The organism is Actinoplanes sp. NPDC051859 (assembly GCF_044452725.1).
Taxonomy (GTDB): Bacteria; Actinomycetota; Actinomycetes; order Mycobacteriales; family Micromonosporaceae; genus Actinoplanes.
Genome location: NZ_JBITBX010000006.1, coordinates 191,030 through 210,020, shown reverse-complemented (window position 1 = coordinate 210,020; position 18,991 = coordinate 191,030). Strand labels below are relative to the sequence as shown.

Annotated in this window: 13 protein-coding genes and 1 pseudogene; 7 read left to right on the top strand and 7 right to left on the bottom strand. The window is 68.8% G+C overall.

Going from position 1 to position 18,991, the window contains the following annotated elements; genetic code table 11:
* Window positions 1–4: 4 nt before the first annotated feature.
* The 3 genes from ACIA1L_RS17650 to ssd are packed head-to-tail and all read right to left on the bottom strand — an operon-like array spanning window position 5 to window position 3,155.
* Window positions 5–826: a hypothetical protein gene (locus ACIA1L_RS17650; RefSeq protein WP_396073772.1), complete on the bottom strand. Its 822-nt coding sequence runs from the start codon at window positions 824–826 to the stop codon at window positions 5–7.
* Window positions 820–2,070: a TadA family conjugal transfer-associated ATPase gene (locus ACIA1L_RS17645; RefSeq protein WP_396073771.1), complete on the bottom strand. Its 1,251-nt coding sequence runs from the start codon at window positions 2,068–2,070 to the stop codon at window positions 820–822. The genes ACIA1L_RS17650 and ACIA1L_RS17645 overlap by 7 nt, the downstream gene beginning before the upstream one ends.
* Window positions 2,067–3,155 carry a septum site-determining protein Ssd gene (ssd, locus tag ACIA1L_RS17640; RefSeq protein WP_396074075.1) on the bottom strand — a complete coding sequence of 363 codons (1,089 nt, stop codon included), beginning with the start codon at window positions 3,153–3,155 and terminating at the stop codon, window positions 2,067–2,069. The genes ACIA1L_RS17645 and ssd overlap by 4 nt, the downstream gene beginning before the upstream one ends.
* Window positions 3,156–3,417: 262 nt before the next feature.
* Between ssd and ACIA1L_RS17635 the strand changes: the two genes are divergently transcribed.
* Together ACIA1L_RS17635 and ACIA1L_RS17630 are read left to right on the top strand one after the other, a co-directional pair.
* Window positions 3,418–3,771: an STAS domain-containing protein gene (locus ACIA1L_RS17635; RefSeq protein ID WP_396073770.1), complete on the top strand. Its 354-nt coding sequence runs from the start codon at window positions 3,418–3,420 to the stop codon at window positions 3,769–3,771.
* Between the two features lie 356 nt (window positions 3,772–4,127).
* Window positions 4,128–4,928, top strand: a complete 801-nt coding sequence (locus ACIA1L_RS17630) for an HAD family hydrolase (protein WP_396073769.1) — start codon at window positions 4,128–4,130, stop codon at window positions 4,926–4,928.
* 288 nt (window positions 4,929–5,216) lie between these two features.
* Here the strand turns inward: ACIA1L_RS17630 and ACIA1L_RS17625 are convergent, their stop codons facing one another.
* Together ACIA1L_RS17625 and ACIA1L_RS17620 are read right to left on the bottom strand one after the other, a co-directional pair.
* The gene (locus tag ACIA1L_RS17625; protein ID WP_396073768.1) at window positions 5,217–5,690 is read right to left on the bottom strand and encodes a PH domain-containing protein; all 474 of its coding nucleotides are present in this window, start codon (window positions 5,688–5,690) and stop codon (window positions 5,217–5,219) included.
* A 64-nt stretch (window positions 5,691–5,754) separates the two neighbouring features.
* Window positions 5,755–6,498 (bottom strand): oxidoreductase, encoded by a 744-nt coding sequence (locus ACIA1L_RS17620; protein ID WP_396073767.1) that lies wholly within the window; start codon window positions 6,496–6,498, stop codon window positions 5,755–5,757.
* Window positions 6,499–6,656: 158 nt separating this feature from the next.
* On the opposite strand from ACIA1L_RS17620, the gene acs reads away from it, so the two are divergent.
* The 5 genes from acs to ACIA1L_RS17595 all read left to right on the top strand — a co-directional run bounded on the left by acs (window position 6,657) and on the right by ACIA1L_RS17595 (window position 15,371).
* Complete coding sequence (gene acs / locus ACIA1L_RS17615; protein ID WP_396073766.1) at window positions 6,657–8,642, top strand: acetate--CoA ligase; 1,986 nt, start codon at window positions 6,657–6,659, stop codon at window positions 8,640–8,642.
* A 267-nt stretch (window positions 8,643–8,909) separates the two neighbouring features.
* Window positions 8,910–11,249, top strand: a complete 2,340-nt coding sequence (locus tag ACIA1L_RS17610) for an immune inhibitor A domain-containing protein (protein WP_396074074.1) — start codon at window positions 8,910–8,912, stop codon at window positions 11,247–11,249.
* Between the two features lie 215 nt (window positions 11,250–11,464).
* Entirely contained in the window at window positions 11,465–13,810 is a 2,346-nt protein-coding gene (locus ACIA1L_RS17605; protein WP_396074072.1) for an immune inhibitor A domain-containing protein, read from the top strand.
* A gap of 131 nt (window positions 13,811–13,941) precedes the next feature.
* On the top strand, window positions 13,942–14,427 hold the full coding sequence (locus tag ACIA1L_RS17600; RefSeq protein WP_396073765.1) for a hypothetical protein: 486 nt from the start codon (window positions 13,942–13,944) through the stop codon (window positions 14,425–14,427).
* A gap of 23 nt (window positions 14,428–14,450) precedes the next feature.
* A complete protein-coding gene (locus tag ACIA1L_RS17595) occupies window positions 14,451–15,371 on the top strand; it encodes an alpha/beta fold hydrolase (RefSeq protein ID WP_396073764.1) in 921 nt (306 codons plus the stop codon).
* Between the two features lie 20 nt (window positions 15,372–15,391).
* Here the strand turns inward: ACIA1L_RS17595 and ACIA1L_RS17590 are convergent, their stop codons facing one another.
* Both ACIA1L_RS17590 and ACIA1L_RS17585 read right to left on the bottom strand, forming a co-directional pair.
* Window positions 15,392–15,754, bottom strand: a complete 363-nt coding sequence (locus tag ACIA1L_RS17590) for a hypothetical protein (RefSeq protein WP_396073763.1) — start codon at window positions 15,752–15,754, stop codon at window positions 15,392–15,394.
* Window positions 15,755–16,364: 610 nt separating this feature from the next.
* Window positions 16,365–18,821, bottom strand: a pseudogene (locus ACIA1L_RS17585) (SseB family protein); the annotation flags it as partial.
* Window positions 18,822–18,991: the final 170 nt, after the last annotated feature.

The window sequence follows — 18,991 nt, the reverse complement described above, 5'->3', positions numbered from 1 at the left end:
TCCATTACGCCGGCTGACCTTCGCGCGCGACGCCGTCGATCAGCCGGTCGGCCCACAGCAGACCCGCAGCTTGCAGGAGGGTGGCGCTGATCGCGCAGGCGGCACCAGCAGGGGTGTGCAAGAGGACGTGCAGCGGGTCGGCGCCGATCCCGTAGCCGAAGGCGATGCCGCCAAGCGGCAACGCTGCCAGCAGCGTTGCTGTCGCCTGGGCACCTGCGGACTGTGCGGCAGCACCCGCTCGGGTCCGGCCGGCCGCCCGGGCGTCGGCCTCGATGCGTTCGATCAGCTCGGCACTTGGGGCTCCGGTGCGCTCGGCAAGTCGATCAGCTGCCAGCACCAGCTCGGTCATCCGCCGTTCGAAGACCGCGTTGACTGCCCACCGGGAAAACCCGGACAGCCCCGCACGCAGCTCGGCAGCAAGCGTGCTGAGTGCATCGAGAGTGTGCTCGCGGATCTGAGCGGCGTGGCGGCGAGCCGTTCGCCGGAGGAAGGCGCGGGCGGCGAGGGCCGCGTAGACCCCGATGACGGCTGCGGCCACCGGGCCGGCGCTTAGTGCTCCCGCCACTGCGGCAGCTCCTGCCACAGTGGCGATGAACCGCCGAGGCCTCCGCTCCGCAGCGGCGCCGATGGCCGAGAGATCCGGCAGGCGAGGCCTGCGGGGAGCCGGACTGGACAACCGGCGCAGACCACGCCGGGTCGGCCATGCAGCAACGATGGCCGCACCCGCCAGCAAGGCGGCTGCCAACAACCACGGCCAGGCCACTTCGAGCCAGGCCACTTCGAGCCAGGCCACGTCGAGCCAAGCCGCCCCGGGTCGGGTCACCACGATCGCTCCCCCACGACCGCAGGCGCCGGGACCGACGATGCCCAGGGTGTTGCTGCGACTGCGCCCAGCAGTGGGGGCACGGGCACGCCTCGTTCGGCGAACATGCGTGCGAGGCTAGGCGCCCCGCAACCAAGCCCGCGCTCGCGATCCCAGGCCGGAATGACGGTGGCAAGGTGCTGCTCCCCCGTCGGTAGCAGCACCCCGATCGAGTCCAGGACCCGGCCGCGGTCGGTACGGCGTACCTGGAGGATGACCTGAATCGCGGCGACCGCCTGGGCGTGCAGGGCTGCCCGGGGTAGGCCGCCGAGCAGACCGAGCGCCTCGAGCCGGGCCGGCACGTCGGCCGGGGCGTTGGCGTGCAGCGTCCCCGCGCCACCCTCATGGCCGGTGTTCATGGCGGACAGGAGATCGGCGATCTCCGCGCCTCGACACTCGCCGATCACCAGGCGGTCGGGGCGCATCCGCAGCGCCTGCCGGACCAGGTCGGTGAGGCCGATCGCACCCGCACCCTCCACGTTGGCGGTGCGGCCCTGCAGCGTGACGACATGGGGATGAACTGGGCGCAACTCGGCCGCATCCTCCACGAGCACGATGCGTTCGGTCGATGGTACGAGCCCGAGCAGGGTCGCGAGTAGCGTCGTTTTCCCGGAACCTGTGCCGCCGGTGACCAGGTAGGCCAGCCGGGCGGCGACCACCGCCGCGAGCACCGGGGCGAGGGCTGCCGGGACTGCGCCACGTCCGACGAGGTCAGGCAGGCTGAACGGCCGCTGCCGAAAGGTACGCAGCGACAGGCACGGCCCGTTCATCGCCACCGGCGGCAACACGGCGTGCAGCCGGGTGCCGTCCGGCAGGCGGGCATCCGCGTACGGGTGGCCGTCGTCGAGTCGGCGTCCACAAGCGGCCGCGAGACGCTGGGCGAGCCGTCGGACGTCCTCGGGGCTGCCCAGGTCCGCAGCGGCCCGGTGCAGGCCGGCACCTCGATCGACCCAGACTTCCACGCCGTTGACGAGGATGTCCGTGACTGCGGGATCGGCCAGCAGGGGTGCGAGGGGGCCGGCGCCGACGAGCTGGTCACGAACCCGTCCGGCCAGGTGGAGGACCGCGTTGTCGCCGAGCGCAGCGGCGTCTGCCTCTCGGCGCACGGCGGTCATGACGGCGGCCGGGGTGGCGTCGATGTGTCCCTCGGCGATGTGCCGACGCACCCGTGCGGTCAGCGATGGTGTGGTGCCAGCCGACCGGATCATGACGGCTTACCAGCCGCGGCTGCCGTCAGGCCAGCGAGGAGGTGCTGGCACAACTCGGCGAGTGGTCCACGGCCGGCGGCGGTGGGCGGCTCGCCCTTCTCCATGTTCTGACAGACGGCTGGCTCCGGGCGCAGCGAGCCAGCAAGTGGCAGGCCGAGTGATCGGGCGATTTCCCGGGCTTTCAAGCGGCCCGGTGCGGGACCACGCACGACAACGGACAGGTCGGGGCAGTGCGCCTTGGCCGTTGCCGCGACGCGGGATGCCGCGGCGGTCGCGCGCAGCTCCGCGGGAACGACGAGGATTGCCCGGTCTGCCGCACCGAGTGCGACCGCCGCAGCGTCGTCCAGATGCCTCGGCAGGTCGACGACGGTCAGGTCGGTGGTTGCCCGGGCGGCCTGGATCGTGACCGACATGACGTCTGCGGGCACTGACCATGAATGCGGCTGGCCGGATGCGAGCGGCGACTCCGGCGGTGAGTCGCGGGCGAACGACAGCAGGACCAGGTCGCCGTGGTGCGGGAGGGCTTTGAAGAGCGCCGACGGGTCGATATGGGTGCCGGCCTCGGTCAGTGCCGGCCAGCGCAGACCCGCGGTCTGTTCCCAGCCGAGCACCAGGTCGAGACCGCCACCCAAGGGGTCCGCGTCAAGGAGCAGGGTGCGGAGCTTGGCCCGAACCGCGGTGACTGCGAGGCCCCCGGCGAGGGTGCTCGCGCCTGCGCCGCCACGGCCGCCCAGCACCGCGAGCACCTGGCCGTGCGGTGCCGGTCTGGTGCCGGTGCAGGCGGCGAAGCGGTCAACGAGCCAGGGCTCGGCTGTGGGCAGCAGCGCCACGTGGGCCGCACCGAGGGGCTCGGCGGCGTCCCACGCGGCGGGGGCGATGGGCTCGTGACCGACGACGACCACCTGCGGGCGCCGGGGCAGGCGGGCGCGCAGGCAGGCCTTGGCCTGGTCGGCGCCGATCACGATCAGCGGCGCGTGCGGGAAGCGGACCCGGGCAGCGACCGGGTCCGGGGCCACGTCGACTTCGGCGCCGCCCGCGGCGGCTAGCCGGAGCAGGTCGTCGAGGAGGTCCTGGTCGCCGGTCACCAGCAGCGGCAGGGCGTTCGGTGCGGAGGTGCGGGCGGACATCGTGGCTCCAGCAGGAGGAAGGCGGCGGGCCGGCGGTTGGGCACTCACCGTGGCAGCCGAGCGAGGTGCACTTCCCCCGCGAATCGTCAGCCTGTGGATAACGTCCCTGGCTGTGGATAACCGGTGCCTGGCCGTGGCGGAGTCGGACGCCGGGAGGTGTTAGAGAGCGGAGGTGTCCGTCGTTAGGTATGTTGGCGCCGACACGACCGATGGAGTTGGCATGGAGCAACCGATCCGGAGCGCGGCAGGCGAGGACGGCACCGCCCACGTGACTGTGCTGGGTGAGATCGACTTCTCCAATGCCGACGAGCTCGCACAGACCATCCAGGACGCGGTGGCGCGCTGGTCGCCGGACGAGGTTCGGGTCGACCTCACCGACGCCACGTTCATCGACTCGACCGGGCTGGGCGCGTTGATCGAGGGCTACCGGGCGGCGAACGAGGTGTCGTGCCGGTTCGTGGTGACGAACCCGAGCTCGAGCTTTCGCCGGGTGTTGTCCGTGACCGGCCTGTCCGAACTGTTCGGCATGCCTGAGCAGGAATCCGCCGACCTCAGCCGGGCCACTGGCGCCTGAACAACCCCTGGCCGGACCACCGCCTCAGGCGGATGGTCGCTTGCGTGTGTGCTGGTCCAGCGTTGCGGGTCCCGTACCGAAAAAGCCGAAAGAAGAACGACCCCCGCCGGGGCGACGGGGGTCGTCCGAAGATTCGGCTCCGGGGGGGTCCGAGCCGAATCGGTCTCGATGACCGCGGGGGGCGCAACCATCGAGAAATCTTCACGGAAAGCGACCGCGACCACGAACGTGAATCCCCATCGCACCCTCAGCATGCCCTAGTAACGGGCAACCGTCGAGTACCCACTGTCACCAGAAAACCCACACGTCACGGCGAAAGCGTCACTCCGTGCGTCTTGCGGCTACACTTTCGGCCCGTGGGGCAGAGTGCCGCATTTTTCGATCTCGACAAGACCGTCATCGCCAAGTCCAGTGCGCTGGCCTTCGGACGGCCTTTCTACCGCGATGGGCTGATCAGCCGCCGAGACGTGGTGAAGTCGGCTTATGCCCAGCTCATGTTCCGGTTGGGCGGCGCCGACGAGCAGACCATGGCGCGCACCCGGGACTACCTGGCCGCGCTCTGTAAGGGCTGGAAAGTCGAGCAGGTCCGGCAGATCGTCGCCGAGACGCTGGAAGAGCTGATCAACCCGTACGTGTACGCCGAGGCCGCCATTCTCATCGGCGAGCACCAGGCCGCCGGGCGGGACGTCGTGCTGGTCTCCGCCTCGGGCGACGAGATGGTCCGTCCCATCGGCGCGCTGCTCGGGGTGACCGACGTGATCGCCACTCGCATGGGTGTCGCGGACGGCCGGTACAGCGGCGTGGTCGAGTTCTATGCGGCCGGGCCGAGCAAGGTCACCGAGGTGCAGCGGCTGGCCGACGCTCGGGGGTACGACCTTGCAGAGTGTTACGCCTATTCGGATTCGGTCAGTGACCTTCCACTGCTGGAAGCGGTGGGTCGGCCGAGCGTGGTGAACCCTGACCGAGGGTTACGACGGGTGGCGCTGGAGCGCGGTTGGCCGGTTCTGGAGTTCCAGCATCCGGTGCCGCTGGGACGCCGGCTGCGGGAGCGCCCGGCGGTGCCGCTCACGGCTGCGGCGCTCAGCGTCGGCGTCGGGGTGGCGATCGGCTTCGCCATCTACGGCCGGCACCGGCGCGCCCGCACGGCGAGTGCCTGAGTCCATCGACGAGAGCCACCGGCCAAGCGTCTGACTAATCCGGTTCGCAGCATTTGCCCTGGTGATCAAGGGCCGGGCGGCGTAGAAAGGTCAGTGCGGGACCGCACCGAGAAAGACCAGCAGGTTCCGTGCACGGCCACCGGGAACCCACGCGCGATCAGCCACGGCAGGCACGTTGCGGCGGGACCCACCGGATTCCGGTGGGACTGTCGACAACGACCCAGGTGCACGCTTGATAACCCGGCCGGACGCGCAAAGCGGCGGCGCCTCACCCGTGAGGCGCCGTCCTTATTTTCCGAGGGACAGGTGCCGGTTGCGCAGGTCGTGGTAGACCTCGCGGAACAGCTGCGGACGCCGGTGAAAGTCCACGCCCTGCGCCCACAGCTCGGTGTTCACCATGGACCCGTCGCGCCGCTCGATCAGGACGGTCATGCCGCCCTCGATCTCCCATCGGCCGATCTTGTTGCTGTGCCGGTGCAGTCGGACGTGCGCGATGTCGTCCCACCGCAGGGTTCGGGTCCGCAGCAGGCCGCGGATGCGCAGCGCGTGCGGACTGACGTAGACACCCATCTCGAGGATGCGCCAGCCGCCGAAAAACCAGACCGCTGCCATGAGTACGGCCAGCACGTGCACCCCGGCCCCGGTCAGCTCGAACAATCCGATGCTCGCCCAGCCGAGGAGCCCGAACGCCACCGCCTCCCAGCCGATGACGAGCCAGCGACCAGGTCCGGCCGAGTAGGGGCGAATCCACTCGTTCTCCACCAGAGCGAGTATGCCAACCAGCGCGCGGACGAAATACGCATTCCGCCCAACCGCCCGGCCAGCGCTAGCTACCCGAAGGTGCCAGAACCTCGTTGCCGATCTCGTCGATCTCGGCAGCGCCCGCAGACACCGCCGCCGCGTAGTGGCGCAGCCACGAGCGAACGCCGTCGGGAGTGCCAGTGGCATAAGCACCGGAGGAGCCGACGTACTCGGGCTCGCGGGCAAGATGTCCGCGCTCGACGCCGACCAGCCCTCGGATGTCGAAGCCGCGGGAAATCAGCGTGAGCCGGGCCGCGGCCCGGGCGACCACCCCGGCCGGACCCGCGAACGGACGCAGCGTCAGCAGCTCCGCGTGGACAATCGCAGCGAGTAGCAGGGGTGGCGTGCGCTCATTGCCGGCGACCAGCTCGGCCAGCGCGTCGATCCGCTCGGCGCCGGAGGTCAGCCGGCCGAGATCGCCCTCGGCGACCGCGCCGCGGGCAGCCAGCATGTGCAGCTTGGCGAGGACTTGCCGCGGCGCCTTGGGCCAGAGCGTCGCGAGACCGTCGAGCGATTCGGAGACCCGCAACGCGCCCTGCACCACCGGGTCGGTGACGGTCCCGGCCCGCACCTCGGCGAGCTCGTGGCGATGGTCTTCGAGGGCGGCGCTGGCGACTGCCGCGCGCAGTCCCGCCTCGGCCGCGACCTGACCGCCGTTGCGGCGCAGTGCACGGTGCCGCAGTGCAGCGTCAACCTTGGCGCGGGCATCGAGAAAGGCAGGCTCGACGTCGGCGAGCGCAAGCAGCGGGGCCAGGGGATCGTTCGTCACGGCCTAACGGTAGCCCGAACTGCTTCTGCACGTACGGGCGTGGAAGTGGCAGAATTCGCGCAGTACCGCGCAGGTTCCGCTCGCTGGATGCGCATCGAGCAACGGGCAGAACTAGTGTTCACCTCAAACAGAACGGTCACGGCAGAGGAGCCGCCCTCATGAGTGAGACCCTGGAGAATCTGTATTCGGAGACGCGGCAGTTCCCGCCGCCGGCCGAGCTCGCCGCCGCGGCGAACGTCAAGGCCGATGCCTACGAACGGGCCGCCGCGGACCGGCTGGGCTTCTGGGCGGAACAGGCCGACCGACTGACGTGGACGAAGCGCTGGGACCAGGTGCTCGACTGGTCGAACGCGCCGTTCGCGAAGTGGTTCGTCGGTGGCGAGCTCAACATCGCCTACAACTGCGTCGACCGGCACGTCGAGGCCGGGCACGGCGACAAGGTCGCGATCCACTGGGAGGGCGAGCCCGGCGACACCCGCGCGATCACGTACGCCGACCTGCTCAAGAGCGTCAGCCAGGCCGCCAACACGCTGACCGAGCTCGGCGTCACCGCGGGCGACCGGGTGGCGATCTACCTGCCGATGATCCCCGAGGCGGCGGTCGCGATGCTGGCCTGCGCCCGGATCGGCGCGCTGCACAGCGTGGTCTTCGGCGGCTTCTCGGTGGACGCGCTGTCCACCCGGATCCAGGACGCCGACGCCAAGCTGGTGATCACCGCCGACGGTGGTTACCGCAGGGGCAAGCCGTCCGCCCTCAAACCGACCGTGGACGAGGCGGTCGCGCAGTGCCCGAGCATCGAGCACGTGCTGGTCGTCCGGCGGACGGGCGAGGACGTCACCTGGGGCGACAAGGACCTGTGGTGGCACGAGACGGTCGAGCGGGCGAGCGAGACCCACGAGCCGCAGTCGTTCGACTCCGAGCACCCGCTGTTCATCCTCTACACCTCCGGCACGACGGGTAAGCCGAAGGGCATCCTGCACACGACCGGCGGCTACCTGACCCAGGCGTCGTACACGCATCATGCGATGTTCGATCTGAAGCCCGAGACCGACGTCTTCTGGTGCAGCGCCGATGTCGGCTGGGTGACCGGGCACTCCTACATCGTGTACGGCCCGCTCTCCAACGGCGCCACCCAGGTCATGTACGAGGGCACCCCGGACACCCCGCACAAGGGACGGTTCTGGGAAGTCATCGACAAGTACAAGGTGACCATCCTCTACACCGCGCCCACCCTCATCCGCACGATGATGAAGTGGGGCGAGGACATCCCGGCGAAGTACGACCTGTCCTCGCTGCGCGTCCTGGGCAGCGTCGGTGAGCCGATCAACCCCGAGGCCTGGATGTGGTACCGCGCGAACATCGGCCGGGACAACTGCCCGATCGTCGACACGTGGTGGCAGACCGAGACCGGCTCCGGGATGATCGCGCCGCTGCCGGGCGTGACCAGCACCAAGCCCGGCTCGGCGATGACCGCGTTGCCGGGCATCTCGGCGGACGTGATCGACGACGAGGCCCGCTCGGTCCCGAACGGTGGCGGCGGCTTCCTGGTGTTGCGCGAGCCGTGGCCGTCGATGCTGCGCACGATCTGGGGAGACGACCAGCGCTTCCTCGACACGTACTGGTCGCGCTTCGGCAAGGGCGCCGGCGTGGGCGACGAGTGGATCTACTTCGCCGGCGATGGCGCCAAGAAGGACGAGGACGGCGCGCTCTGGCTGCTGGGCCGGGTGGACGACGTCATGCTGATCTCGGGGCACAACATCTCGACGACCGAGGTCGAGTCGGCGCTGGTGTCGCACCCGTCGGTGGCCGAAGCGGCGGTCGTCGGTGCGACCGACCCGACGACCGGCCAGGCGATCGTGGCTTTCACGATCCCGCGGGGCAATGTGGAGACCGGTGGTGACGCGGGCGAGAAGCTGATTCAGGACCTGCGGGCGCACGTGGCGAAGAAGCTCGGACCGATCGCCAAGCCGCGGCAGATCATGCTGGTCACCGAGTTGCCTAAGACCCGTTCCGGGAAGATCATGCGGCGGCTGCTGCGCGACGTCGCCGAGAACCGTTCGCTCGGTGATGTGACGACGTTGCAGGACTCCACGGTCATGGACCTGATCTCGTCGGGGATGAAAGGCGCGAAAGCCGAGGACTGAGCTAAATCCGGCGGCGAATCCCTCGTGGATTCGCCGCCGTTCCTTTTTGGACTAATTGCCGGTTTGCGCGCCATTGTTCAGCCACCAAGCCAACAACTCCCCGGATCGATCCAGATGGACCCTTCCCGGAGATCGGTGAATTTGCATACGTTCTTCTGAGCCTCAAATCCGAGGCGGTTCACCGCCGTCGCTGCACGACAGCGCGCGGTCATGCCAACGGAGGTATACGTAGTGCGCAAGGTGGTCGCAGGACTGCTCGGCGCCGCGATGGTCAGCAGCGCCGGGGCTCTTTTCCCGGCCGTTGCCACCGCTGCACCGCCGGTTGAACCCGTACCGGCGGCCAAGGCCGCGGCACATGTGGATGATCTCCCCCACCCGCTCGAGGACAAGCGCCGAGCCCTGCGTGAGCAGGCCGTCGCCGATGTCGTCAGCGGCAAGGCGAAAGTCATAAAGCGCAACGGCAGCTCGGTCGTCAAGGTCGGCCGGACCCAGGGCGCGGGCGACACGAACCGCAAGATCGCCAAGTCGGGCGCCGACCAGTACGTCGAGCTGGGCCGCGAGCAGACTGACCGGATCTTCGTGATCCTGGCCGAGTTCGGCAACGACCGGCACCCGAGCTACCCGGACGTCGACAGCAACCCGGCCGTCCCCGGGCCGACGACGTTCGAGGGCCCGCTGCACAACAAGATCCCGGCCCCGAACCGCGCGGTGGACAACTCGACCGTGTGGCAGCCGGACTACAACGCCGACTTCTACCGCGACCTGTACTTCGGTGAGGGCGCGGACAAGGAGTCGGTGAAGACCTACTTTGAGACGCAGTCGTCCGGGCGCTACAGCGTCGACGGCGAGGTCACCGACTGGGTCAAGGTCAACTACAACGAGGCGCGCTACGGCCGCGACCTCTGCGGCAGCAACGTCTGCAACAACACCTGGGCGCTCGTCCGGGACGCGGCGAACAAGTGGGTCGCGGACCAGCAGGCCGCCGGCCGCTCGGACGCCGAGATCGCCGCCGACATGAAGTCGTTCGACCAGTACGACCGCTACGACTTCGACGGTGACGGCAACTTCAACGAGTCCGACGGCTACATCGACCACTTCCAGATCGTGCACGCCGGTGGCGACGCCGCGGACGGCGACCCGCAGCAGGGCGAGGACGCCATCTGGAGCCACCGCTGGTACGCGTACGGCACCGACCAGGGTCGCACCGGCCCGGTGGGCAACCTGCTCGGCGGCACCCAGATCGGCAACACCGGCATCTGGATCGGTGACTACACGATTCAGCCGGAAAACGGTGGCCTGAGCGTCTTCGTCCACGAGTACACCCACGACCTGGGTCTGCCGGACGACTACGACACCTCCGGCGGTGGCGACAACAACAACGAGCACTGGACCCTGATGGCCCAGAGCCGGCTGTCCGCCGCGGGCGACCAGGGCATCGGCACCCGCCCGGGTGACCTGGGCGCCTGGAACAAGCTGCAGCTCGGTTGGCTCGACTACGAGACCGTGGTCGCCGGCCAGTCGAAGACCCTGGAGCTCGGTCCGCAGGAGTACAACACCGAGAAGGCGCAGGGCGTCGTCGTGGTGCTTCCGGACAAGGAGGTCACCACTCAGCTCGGTGCGCCGTTCGCCGGCACCAAGCAGTTCTTCTCCGGCAACGCGGACGACCTGAACAACTCGATGTCCCGCGAGATCGACCTGACCGGTAAGACCACGGCCGGTGTCACGCTCAAGGGCCGCTACGACATCGAGGCCGACTACGACTACATGTACTTCGAGGCGTCGACCAACGGCGGCTCGACCTGGACGCGGCTCGGCGGCACGCTCAACGGCGCACCGTTCCCGACCGACGCCAGTGGCACGCCGGCGCTGACCGGCAGCACCAACGGGCAGTGGGCCGACATCTCGGTGCCGCTGAACGCGTACGCCGGCCAGAAGATCACCTTCCGCCTGCACTACCTGACGGACGGCGGCGTGGCCGACGGCGGCTTCTTCGGTGACGAGGTCACGATCACCGCGGACGGCGCGACCGTGCTGACCGATGGTGCCGAGGGTGCGACCACGTGGAAGCTCGCCGGCTTCACGGTCGTCGGTGCCACCTCGACGCAGAAGTTCGACAACTTCTACATCGCGGGCCACCGCAGCTACGTCTCGTACGACAAGTACCTGAAGACGGGTCCGTACTTCTTCGGCTACAACCCGACCTTCCCCGACAAGGTGGACCACTACTCCTACCAGGAGGGTCTGCTGATCTCGTACTGGGACACCTCGCAGGTCGACAACAACACGAACGTCCACCCGGGCACCGGTCGTAACCTGATCATCGACTCGCGCCCCGCGCCGTTCTACAACCTCGAGGGTCTGCCCTGGCGCTCGCGCGTCCAGGTGTACGACGCCCCGTTCAGCCTGAAGAAGGCGGACTCGTTCACGCTGCACATCAACGGCAAGCCCAGCTACATCCGGGGCCAGGCCGCGCAGCCGTTGTTCGACGACACCAAGAAGTACTTCTACGACGAGATGCCGAACCAGGGCGTGAAGCTCCCGGCCGTCGGTGTCAAGATCAAGGTCGTCGATACAAATAACACTTCGATGAAGATCAAGATCAGCTGATTTTCGGACAAAGGTCGCAGCGCCCGGAGAATTACTCCGGGCGCTGCTCCGTTTACAAAAAAACTTTTTTCTGAGGTCTTCCACACATCCACTTTTTTGCATACGTTCACCGGAGCCCGATCAAGGGCCTGCTAACCGTGAGCTGCGTGGGGCGAGCGGTTTTGTCAACGGAGGTACCTGTGCGCAAAGTAGTCGCTGGACTACTCGGCGCCGCGATGGTCACCAGCTTCGGGGCACTGCTCCCGACTGTGGCTCAGGCGGCGCCCCCGGTGGAGCCCACTGCGAAGGCCGTCAAGGCGGACCCGTCCGACGAGCTCCCCAACCCGTTCGAGGACAAGCGCCGCCAGCTGCGCGAGGAGGCCATCAGCGCCGTCCTCAAGGGTGAGGCAAAGACGCAGAAGCGCGGCGCCAGCACTGTGGTGAAGGTCGGCAAGACGCAGGGTGGCGGCGAGACCGACCGCACCGTCGCGAAGTCCGGCCAGGACCAGTACGTCGAGCTCGGCCGCGAGCGGACCGACAAGATCTTCGTGATCCTGGCCGAGTTCGGCAACGACCGGCACCCGAACTACCCCGATGTGGACAGTGACCCGGACACCGCGGGCCCGACCACGTTCGAGGGCCCGCTGCACAACAAGATCCCGGCGCCGAACCGCGCAGTGGATAACACCACCGTGTGGCAGGCCGACTACAACCGGGACCACTACGAGAAGCTCTACTTCGGTGAGGGCAAGAACGTCGAGTCGCTGAAGACCTACTACGAGGCGCAGTCCTCGGGTCGCTACAGCGTCGACGGCGAGGTCACCGACTGGGTCAAGGTCAAGTACAACGAGGCCCGCTACGGCCGCGACTGCGACGTCAACGGCACCTGCACCGACACCAACATGTGGGCGCTCGTCACCGACGCCGCCAACAAGTGGGTCGAGGACCAGAAGGCCGCCGGCCGCACCGACGCCCAGATCGCCGCGGACATGAAGTCCTTCGACGAGTGGGACCGGTACGACTTCGACGGCGACGGCAACTTCAACGAGCCCGACGGCTACATCGACCACTTCCAGATCGTCCACGCCGGCGGCGACCAGTCCGACGGTGACCCGCAGCAGGGTGAGGACGCCATCTGGGCGCACCGCTGGTACGCGTACAACACCTCCGCGGGTGTGACCGGCCCGAGCACCAACAAGGCGGGCGGCACGCAGATCGGCAACACCGGCGTGTGGATCGGTGACTACACCGTCCAGCCCGAGAACGGCGGACTCAGCGTCTTCGCGCACGAGTACGGCCACGACCTCGGCCTCCCGGACGACTACGACACGTCCGGCGGCTCGAACATGAACAGCGAGTACTGGACGCTGATGGCCCAGAGCCGGCTCTCCGGCGCTGGCGAGGCCCTCGGCACCCGCCCCGGCGACCTCGGCGCCTGGAACAAGATGCAGCTCGGCTGGCTCGACTACGAGACCGTCGTCGCGGGTCAGAAGAAGACCCTCGAGCTCGGCCCGCAGGAGTACAACAGCAGCAAGGCGCAGGCCGCTGTCGTCGTCCTCCCGGACAAGAAGGTCACCACCGACCTGGGCGCCCCGTTCGCCGGCACCAAGCAGTACTTCTCCGGCAACGAGGACGACCTGAACGTCTCGCTGACCAAGTCGGTCGACCTGACCGGCAAGACCAGCGCGTCGTTCGACCTCAAGGGTCGCTACGCCATCGAAGAAGGCTACGACTACCTCTACGTCGAGGTCTCGGAGAACGGCAAGGACTGGACGCCGGTCAACGGCACCATCGACGGTGCGCCGTTCGGCACCGACGGCGCCGAGCCGGGTCGCCCGGCGATCTCCGGCACCAGCGGTGGCGCCTGGAAGTCGATCAACGTTCCGCTGAACGCGTACGCCGGTAAGAAGATCGACGTCCGGCTGCACTACATCACCGACGGTGGTGTCTCGGCGGGTGGCTTCTTCGGTGACGACCTGACCATCAGCACCAACGGTGTTGCCGGCCCGGTCGACGGCGCGGAGGGCACTCCGGAGTGGACGGCGAAGGGCTTCAAGGCGATCGGTTCCTCGATCACCGCGGAGTACGACAACTTCTACATCGCCGGTAACCGCACCTACACCTCGTACGACAAGTACCTGAAGACCGGTCCGTACAACATCGGCTGGGCGAACACCAAGCCGGACTGGGCCGAGCACTTCGCGTACCAGCAGGGTCTGCTGATCTCGTACAACGACACCTCGGTGGCCGACAACAACACCAACGTGCACCCGGGATCGGGCCGCAACCTGATCATCGACGCGCACCCGGCGCCGCTGTACAACCTCGAGGGCCAGCCGTGGCGCTCGCGGATCCAGATGTACGACGCGCCGTTCGGTCTGACCAAGGCCGACTCGTTCAACCTGCACGTCAACGGCAAGACCAGCTACGTCCGTGGTCAGGCCGCGCAGGCGACGTTCGACGACACCAAGAAGTACTTCTACGACGAGTTCCCCGCCACGGGCGTCAAGCTCCCGGCCGCGGGCGTCAAGATCAAGGTCGTCTCGCAGAACGGCACCTCGATCAAGATCAAGATTTCCTGACCCACCGCACCACCAGACCCACCGCACCACCACCAGGCGCCCGGGGGCTTCGGCCCCCGGGCGCCGCCCTTTTCCTCAGCCATCGACGGAACCCAACGCGCGGCAATAGGGTCTTACTCTCGGAGGTACCCATGAATTTCTTCCGTACGGCCGCAGCAACGTCCTTGGTCGTCGTCTTCCTGTCCGCCTGCGCCAGCACGGATTCCGCCGCTCCCGGCAACTCCGTGCCCGCCCCGCCCAGCGCCGCACCCTCGGCGTCTTCCGCTGCCCCGCCCGCGGTCCCGCCCGCAGACGTGACCACTCCCCCCGCCGTGGCACCCACCACCGTCGGCACCGGTGCCCCGCCCGGCGTCCGCAAGCCCCCGGCCATCCCGAAGACCCCCACCGACACCAATCCGTACGCCGGCTGGACCGAGGGCTACATCACCCGCGGCGGCACCGGCCCCTGCTACGGCCTCGCCGACCTCGACGGCAAGCCGTACGCCATCTACTCCGACGCCGGCACGCCCCTGATGAAGGGCGCCCACATCCGCGCCAAGCTGGTCCCCGCCACCCTCCGCATCAACTGCGGCGAGGGCACCCAGGTGCAGATGGAGGCGGTGGAACAGCTCCCCTAGTCGGCTGCCCGTACGCTGAAGACATGAGCTCGCAGGTGGACGAGACGTGCGTCTTGACGGAGGGTCCCTGGACCCACCGGTTCGTCGGCGCCAACGGCAGCCGCTTCCACGTCGTCGAAGCCGGAACCGGGCCGCTCGTGCTGCTGCTGCACGGCTTCCCCGAGTTCTGGTGGTCCTGGCACGACCTGCTGCCGCGGATCGCCGACGCGGGTTTCCGGGCGGTCGCCATGGACCTGCGCGGCTACGGCGCCAGCGACAAACCGCCCCGCGGCTACGACGGCTACACGATGGCGGCCGACGTGACCGGCCTGATCCGCGCGCTGGGCGAACGGTCCGCCATGATCGTCGGATCCGGCGCTGGCGGCATGATCGGCTGGACGGCGGCCGCCTTCCACCCCACGATGGTGAGCCGCCTCGTCGTTCTCGGGGCGGCCCACCCGCTGCGCCTGCGCGCCGCCCTCTTCAACGACCCCCGCGGCCAGATCGCGGCGACCGCCCCCACCCTCAAATTCCAGGTCCCCCGCTACGAACACGTCCTGACCAAGAACGACGCCGAGCTGGTCGGCGAGCTCATCGCCCGCTGGAGCGGTCCGACCTGGACCGAAACTCCGGAATATCCGGAGTACGTCGCCCGCTGCCGCGAAGCCATGCAGATCCCCCAGGCATCCTTCTGCGCCCTGGAGGCCTACCGCTGGGTGTTCCGCTCGGCCCTGCGCCTGCAGGGCTACCGCTTCGTCAAGCTGATGCAGCGACCCCTGATCACGCCGACGCTGCAGATGCACGGCTCCCACGACACGGCGGTCCTGGCCCGCACAGCCCAAGGCTCCGGCCGTTACGTCATCGCCCCGTACGAATGGCGCCTCATCGACGACGCCGGCCACTTCCTCCACCTCGAGCAGCCCGATGTGGTGACCGGCGAAATCCTCCGCTGGCTGAAGACCTGACCACCTGCTGGGCGGGCGGATCAGACGCGGTGCTCGAAGAGGTCCGTGATTTCGTGGACCGGGGCCCACCCCTGGTAGACGCCAAAGTCGAACTCTTCCAAGCCCAGCGACTGAGCGACCGGCGCCCGCCCACCCGTGTACTCCAGGCGCAGCCAGTTGTCAGCCTCGGCCAGCACGATGAACGGCTGCCCACGCCAGGTGCAGGTCGTCCGCACGTAGACCAGGTCGTCGAACTCGCCCGGCTGCAGCACCCGGACAAAGCGTCCCGGCCGCACTTCCTCAAAGCCGCCACCGGGCTCCGGTGCGTAGGCCCGCACGTTAGGCCCGTCAGGAGCGGCGTCGTACTCCCGCCCCTGCCACGTCACGACATATCCATCACGCATCGTCGTCGCCCACCCTGCGCCAGATCGGAGCGTCGCAGTCGAAGACAGCGATCACCCGTTCCCCGCCGTCGGCGTCGAGCCGCCACAACTGCGCACCGTGCGGCAGCCGCACGCTGTCCACTTTGAACTCGGCGATGACGTCGCTGCCCTCTCCCGGAGCAAAACCATTGCCCCGGAACGGCGCGCGTTCGATCACCCAGCCGTCCATGGCGCGCAGCGCCTGCTCGTTCTGGCCGCCGTACGGAATCCGGTAAAGGCTGGGGCGGAAGGCCGGCCAGCGAAGCAGGAAAGCTTCTTTGGCATCGGCCGAATAGGGCGACCCGTCGTGCAGCAAGCCCAAGGCAGCGAACAGCTCATGCGGCGACCGCAAATGCTCGACCTCCGCGGCCCGGTGCACAAATCCCGCCACCCGGTCGTAGCCCCGCTCCAGGTAGTAATCCACCTGCTCGGCCGGAACCATCTTCTGCATCGTCGTGGGCTGCGCCTCGCTCGGCGCAGCCTTGTCGTCCGCAACGTCCGGCGCCGAGTCGGCCGGCTCCTCGCCCAATCCTGCCTCGACGGCCCAGCTCGCCAAGGCGATAACCTGCGGACCGGGATACCTGGCCCCGACCGCAGACCCAGGATTGACGGCGAACGCCCAAGCCGGATCCGGCCAATTCTTAATGAGCTCCACAAACCGCACCGCAACGGTACGGGCCGGCTCGACGTAATGCTCGGCCAGCCGATCCCTGCTCGTGAACACGACCAGGAACCGCTCGCTCCCGAACTCCTCCGTCCGGAACACAAACCCGGATTCCCCAGGAGCGCTCCCCGGCCGCGAATCCGGCCCGACCGGCACCAGCACCGTCGCGAGCAGCAGAGTGGAGAGGAACGCGTCGGTGCTGTGATCGAGACTGGCGTGATAGAGATTCCGCTCTACCTCGTTCGCCGGAACGAATTCGTCCTCGTCCTGCGGTCGTTGAGTATCGCCGTGCGGGTTCCGCACAGCTAGCTCGCGACCGGTTCCGCTCTCCACCGCGGCGGCCTGGCGTTCCGTCTCGTTCGGCTCCGAGCGCGCTTCCCGGTTCGCTGCCGGGATCGTTTCCGCGCGCGCGGCCGGGCTCGAGGAGTCGCTCGCAGCTTGGCTCGAGTTCTCGCTGGCAGCTGGGCTCGAGTCCGGGCTCGTTGTCGGCGGCGGGCTGGTTGTGGCAGCTGGCGACGGCGCTGAGACGGGCCGGGTCGGCAGGCCCCCGGCGTCCGGCGCCGCGGAGCCGCCAGGGGTTCGGGTCGGCAGCTGCGGTTGGCTACCCGACGCCCGCTGAGCCGCCGCGCTCTGGTCTGATCCCGACGCAGCCATCGACCGGTCGGCGCCATCCGCACCCGGAATGACCGGCGGGGCGATGCCAGCGCGCACAGCGCCACCAGAACCCGCCGCCAGTCCTTGCTCCCGAGGCGGCTGTGCTGGGTCCTCCGACGACCCGGGAGCTACCGCGCCGGCTTGGCCCCGAGCAGTCAGCTCCTGCGCAGCAGCGGCCATCGAGACAGGCCGTTCGGCAGGCGACGCGACCTGCCGCCGCGGAAGCCCACCGGGTCCAGCCTGCTCCGCCGGGCCCACAGCTTCGACACTCTCGGAGTCAGCGGCAGCACCCGAAGCTCCGCCGACCACGTCGTCCTGCTCCGGCGACACCATGTGATCAGGCACCGGCGGCGTCTGCGCCATCGGCGTACGCGTCGGCAGCGGCCCGTCCGTCGACTGCAACGGGGGCAGACTCGGGGCGCTGGCCGGCGTGCCGGACCGGCTACCGAGCGAGTCCAGTGCACTGGGGCTACCAGCCGGAGCCGTCGATCCCGACCTACTCGCCAACGCGTCCAACGCGCTGCCCGGCGTGACCGCCGACCGCCCCGCGCCTGAAGAAGCATCCGAGGGTGGCGACACGTGCTGCTGCGTGCCGGGTGCCGACTCTGGTCCGCTCAGCCCGGCAGGCGCGGATTCGGGCCGCACCGGCGCGAACTGCCCCGACGCGGGCTCGGCATCCTGCACCCGATTCTGCGCAGCGCCGCCCGTGGTGAAGCCACTGAAGGAACTGCCACCCGGCCCACCCATTCCCGGCGGCGTCGCCGGCACGCGAGAGGGCAGACCGCTGGGCAGGACACCACCCGGAGATCGCACCGGCAGCCCACCTGGCCCGACCGGCTCGGCACCCCCGCCGCCCGCAAACTGGCCCGCCTCCGCTGCCGGCGCAGCAGTCCGGGAAGGCAGTGCGCCTGGCATGCCGCCGGCGGCTCCGGTGTATTCCCCGCCCTGACCACCGGTCGGGCTGTACTTACCGCTCTGGCCGCCAGCTGTGTCGTAGCCTCCACGCTGCGGCGAAGGGGGCGTCGCGCGCTGGGGCAGGTCAGCAGCCGCACGCTGGGGCTGATCGGCAGCACGCTGGGGCTGATCGGCAGCCGCACGCTGGGGCTGATCGGCAGCCGCGCGTTGGTAGGGGTCGGTTGCAGCGCTCGCGCGCTGATAGGGATCGGCCGGGCTGTCCTGGAAACGATCTCCGGCGCCGTTGGAGCTCCGATCACCATTGCCCTGACCAGCGGAAACAGGACCACCGGAAGCGGGCGAGGCGAAACTTTGGCTCGCGGCCGCAGCCTGCATGCCCATGATGCGGCTGGTCGCGTCGCCGTCCTCGCGGGCCGGTCCACGGGTGGGCAGACGCAGATCTCCGCGGCTCAGCTGGGCGACAAACCAGGCCGGAAGGTAGCCCTCGATCGGCAGGCCGGGGTTGACCGCCAGCCACCACTCCAGGTTGGGCCAGGTCTCGGCAAGCTCGGCATAGGCCACCTGACGAGCAGATCCTGGGTAATCCGACAGGCAAGCTTGCAGCGCCTCGGGCGACGTAAAGGCAAGCACATGCGTACGTCCACCGGTGCTCCACGTGCCCCAACCCATCGGCGCGCGGCCGGCTAGAGCCTCCGCCGAGACGGGCAACAGCAGGTCGACGCCGGCGAGAATGCGGAAGTAGGACTCCTGGTCATCGGTGCGCAGAGCGTTGCGCATCGCGACTTCGGCGTCCGTAGCCGGTTCCCACTCGGTCACGTCCACCTCTCCCTTCGCGGCGAACGGGCCACCTCAACGCGTACAACCTACAAGGTCAGGCCCCGATCACAATGGGCGGCTGCACGCACACTGCGTACCAACCATCCCACCGCCGCCATCGTCGCGCAGCGACACCTCCCAATAACTACAGGTAACTACGTCGTCGAACG

Excerpts from the sequence above, each read along its gene's own strand:
- ACIA1L_RS17610 (WP_396074074.1), top strand. The coding sequence starts at position 8,910 with ATGGTCAGCAGCGCCGGGGCTCTTTTCCCGGCCGTTGCCACCGCTGCA.
- acs (WP_396073766.1), top strand. The coding sequence starts at position 6,657 with ATGAGTGAGACCCTGGAGAATCTGTATTCGGAGACGCGGCAGTTCCCG.
- ACIA1L_RS17605 (WP_396074072.1), top strand. The coding sequence starts at position 11,465 with ATGGTCACCAGCTTCGGGGCACTGCTCCCGACTGTGGCTCAGGCGGCG.
- ACIA1L_RS17590 (WP_396073763.1), bottom strand. The coding sequence starts at position 15,754 with ATGCGTGATGGATATGTCGTGACGTGGCAGGGGCGGGAGTACGACGCC.
- ACIA1L_RS17635 (WP_396073770.1), top strand. The coding sequence starts at position 3,418 with ATGGAGCAACCGATCCGGAGCGCGGCAGGCGAGGACGGCACCGCCCAC.
- ACIA1L_RS17600 (WP_396073765.1), top strand. The coding sequence starts at position 13,942 with ATGAATTTCTTCCGTACGGCCGCAGCAACGTCCTTGGTCGTCGTCTTC.
- ACIA1L_RS17645 (WP_396073771.1), bottom strand. The coding sequence starts at position 2,070 with ATGATCCGGTCGGCTGGCACCACACCATCGCTGACCGCACGGGTGCGT.
- ACIA1L_RS17595 (WP_396073764.1), top strand. The coding sequence starts at position 14,451 with ATGAGCTCGCAGGTGGACGAGACGTGCGTCTTGACGGAGGGTCCCTGG.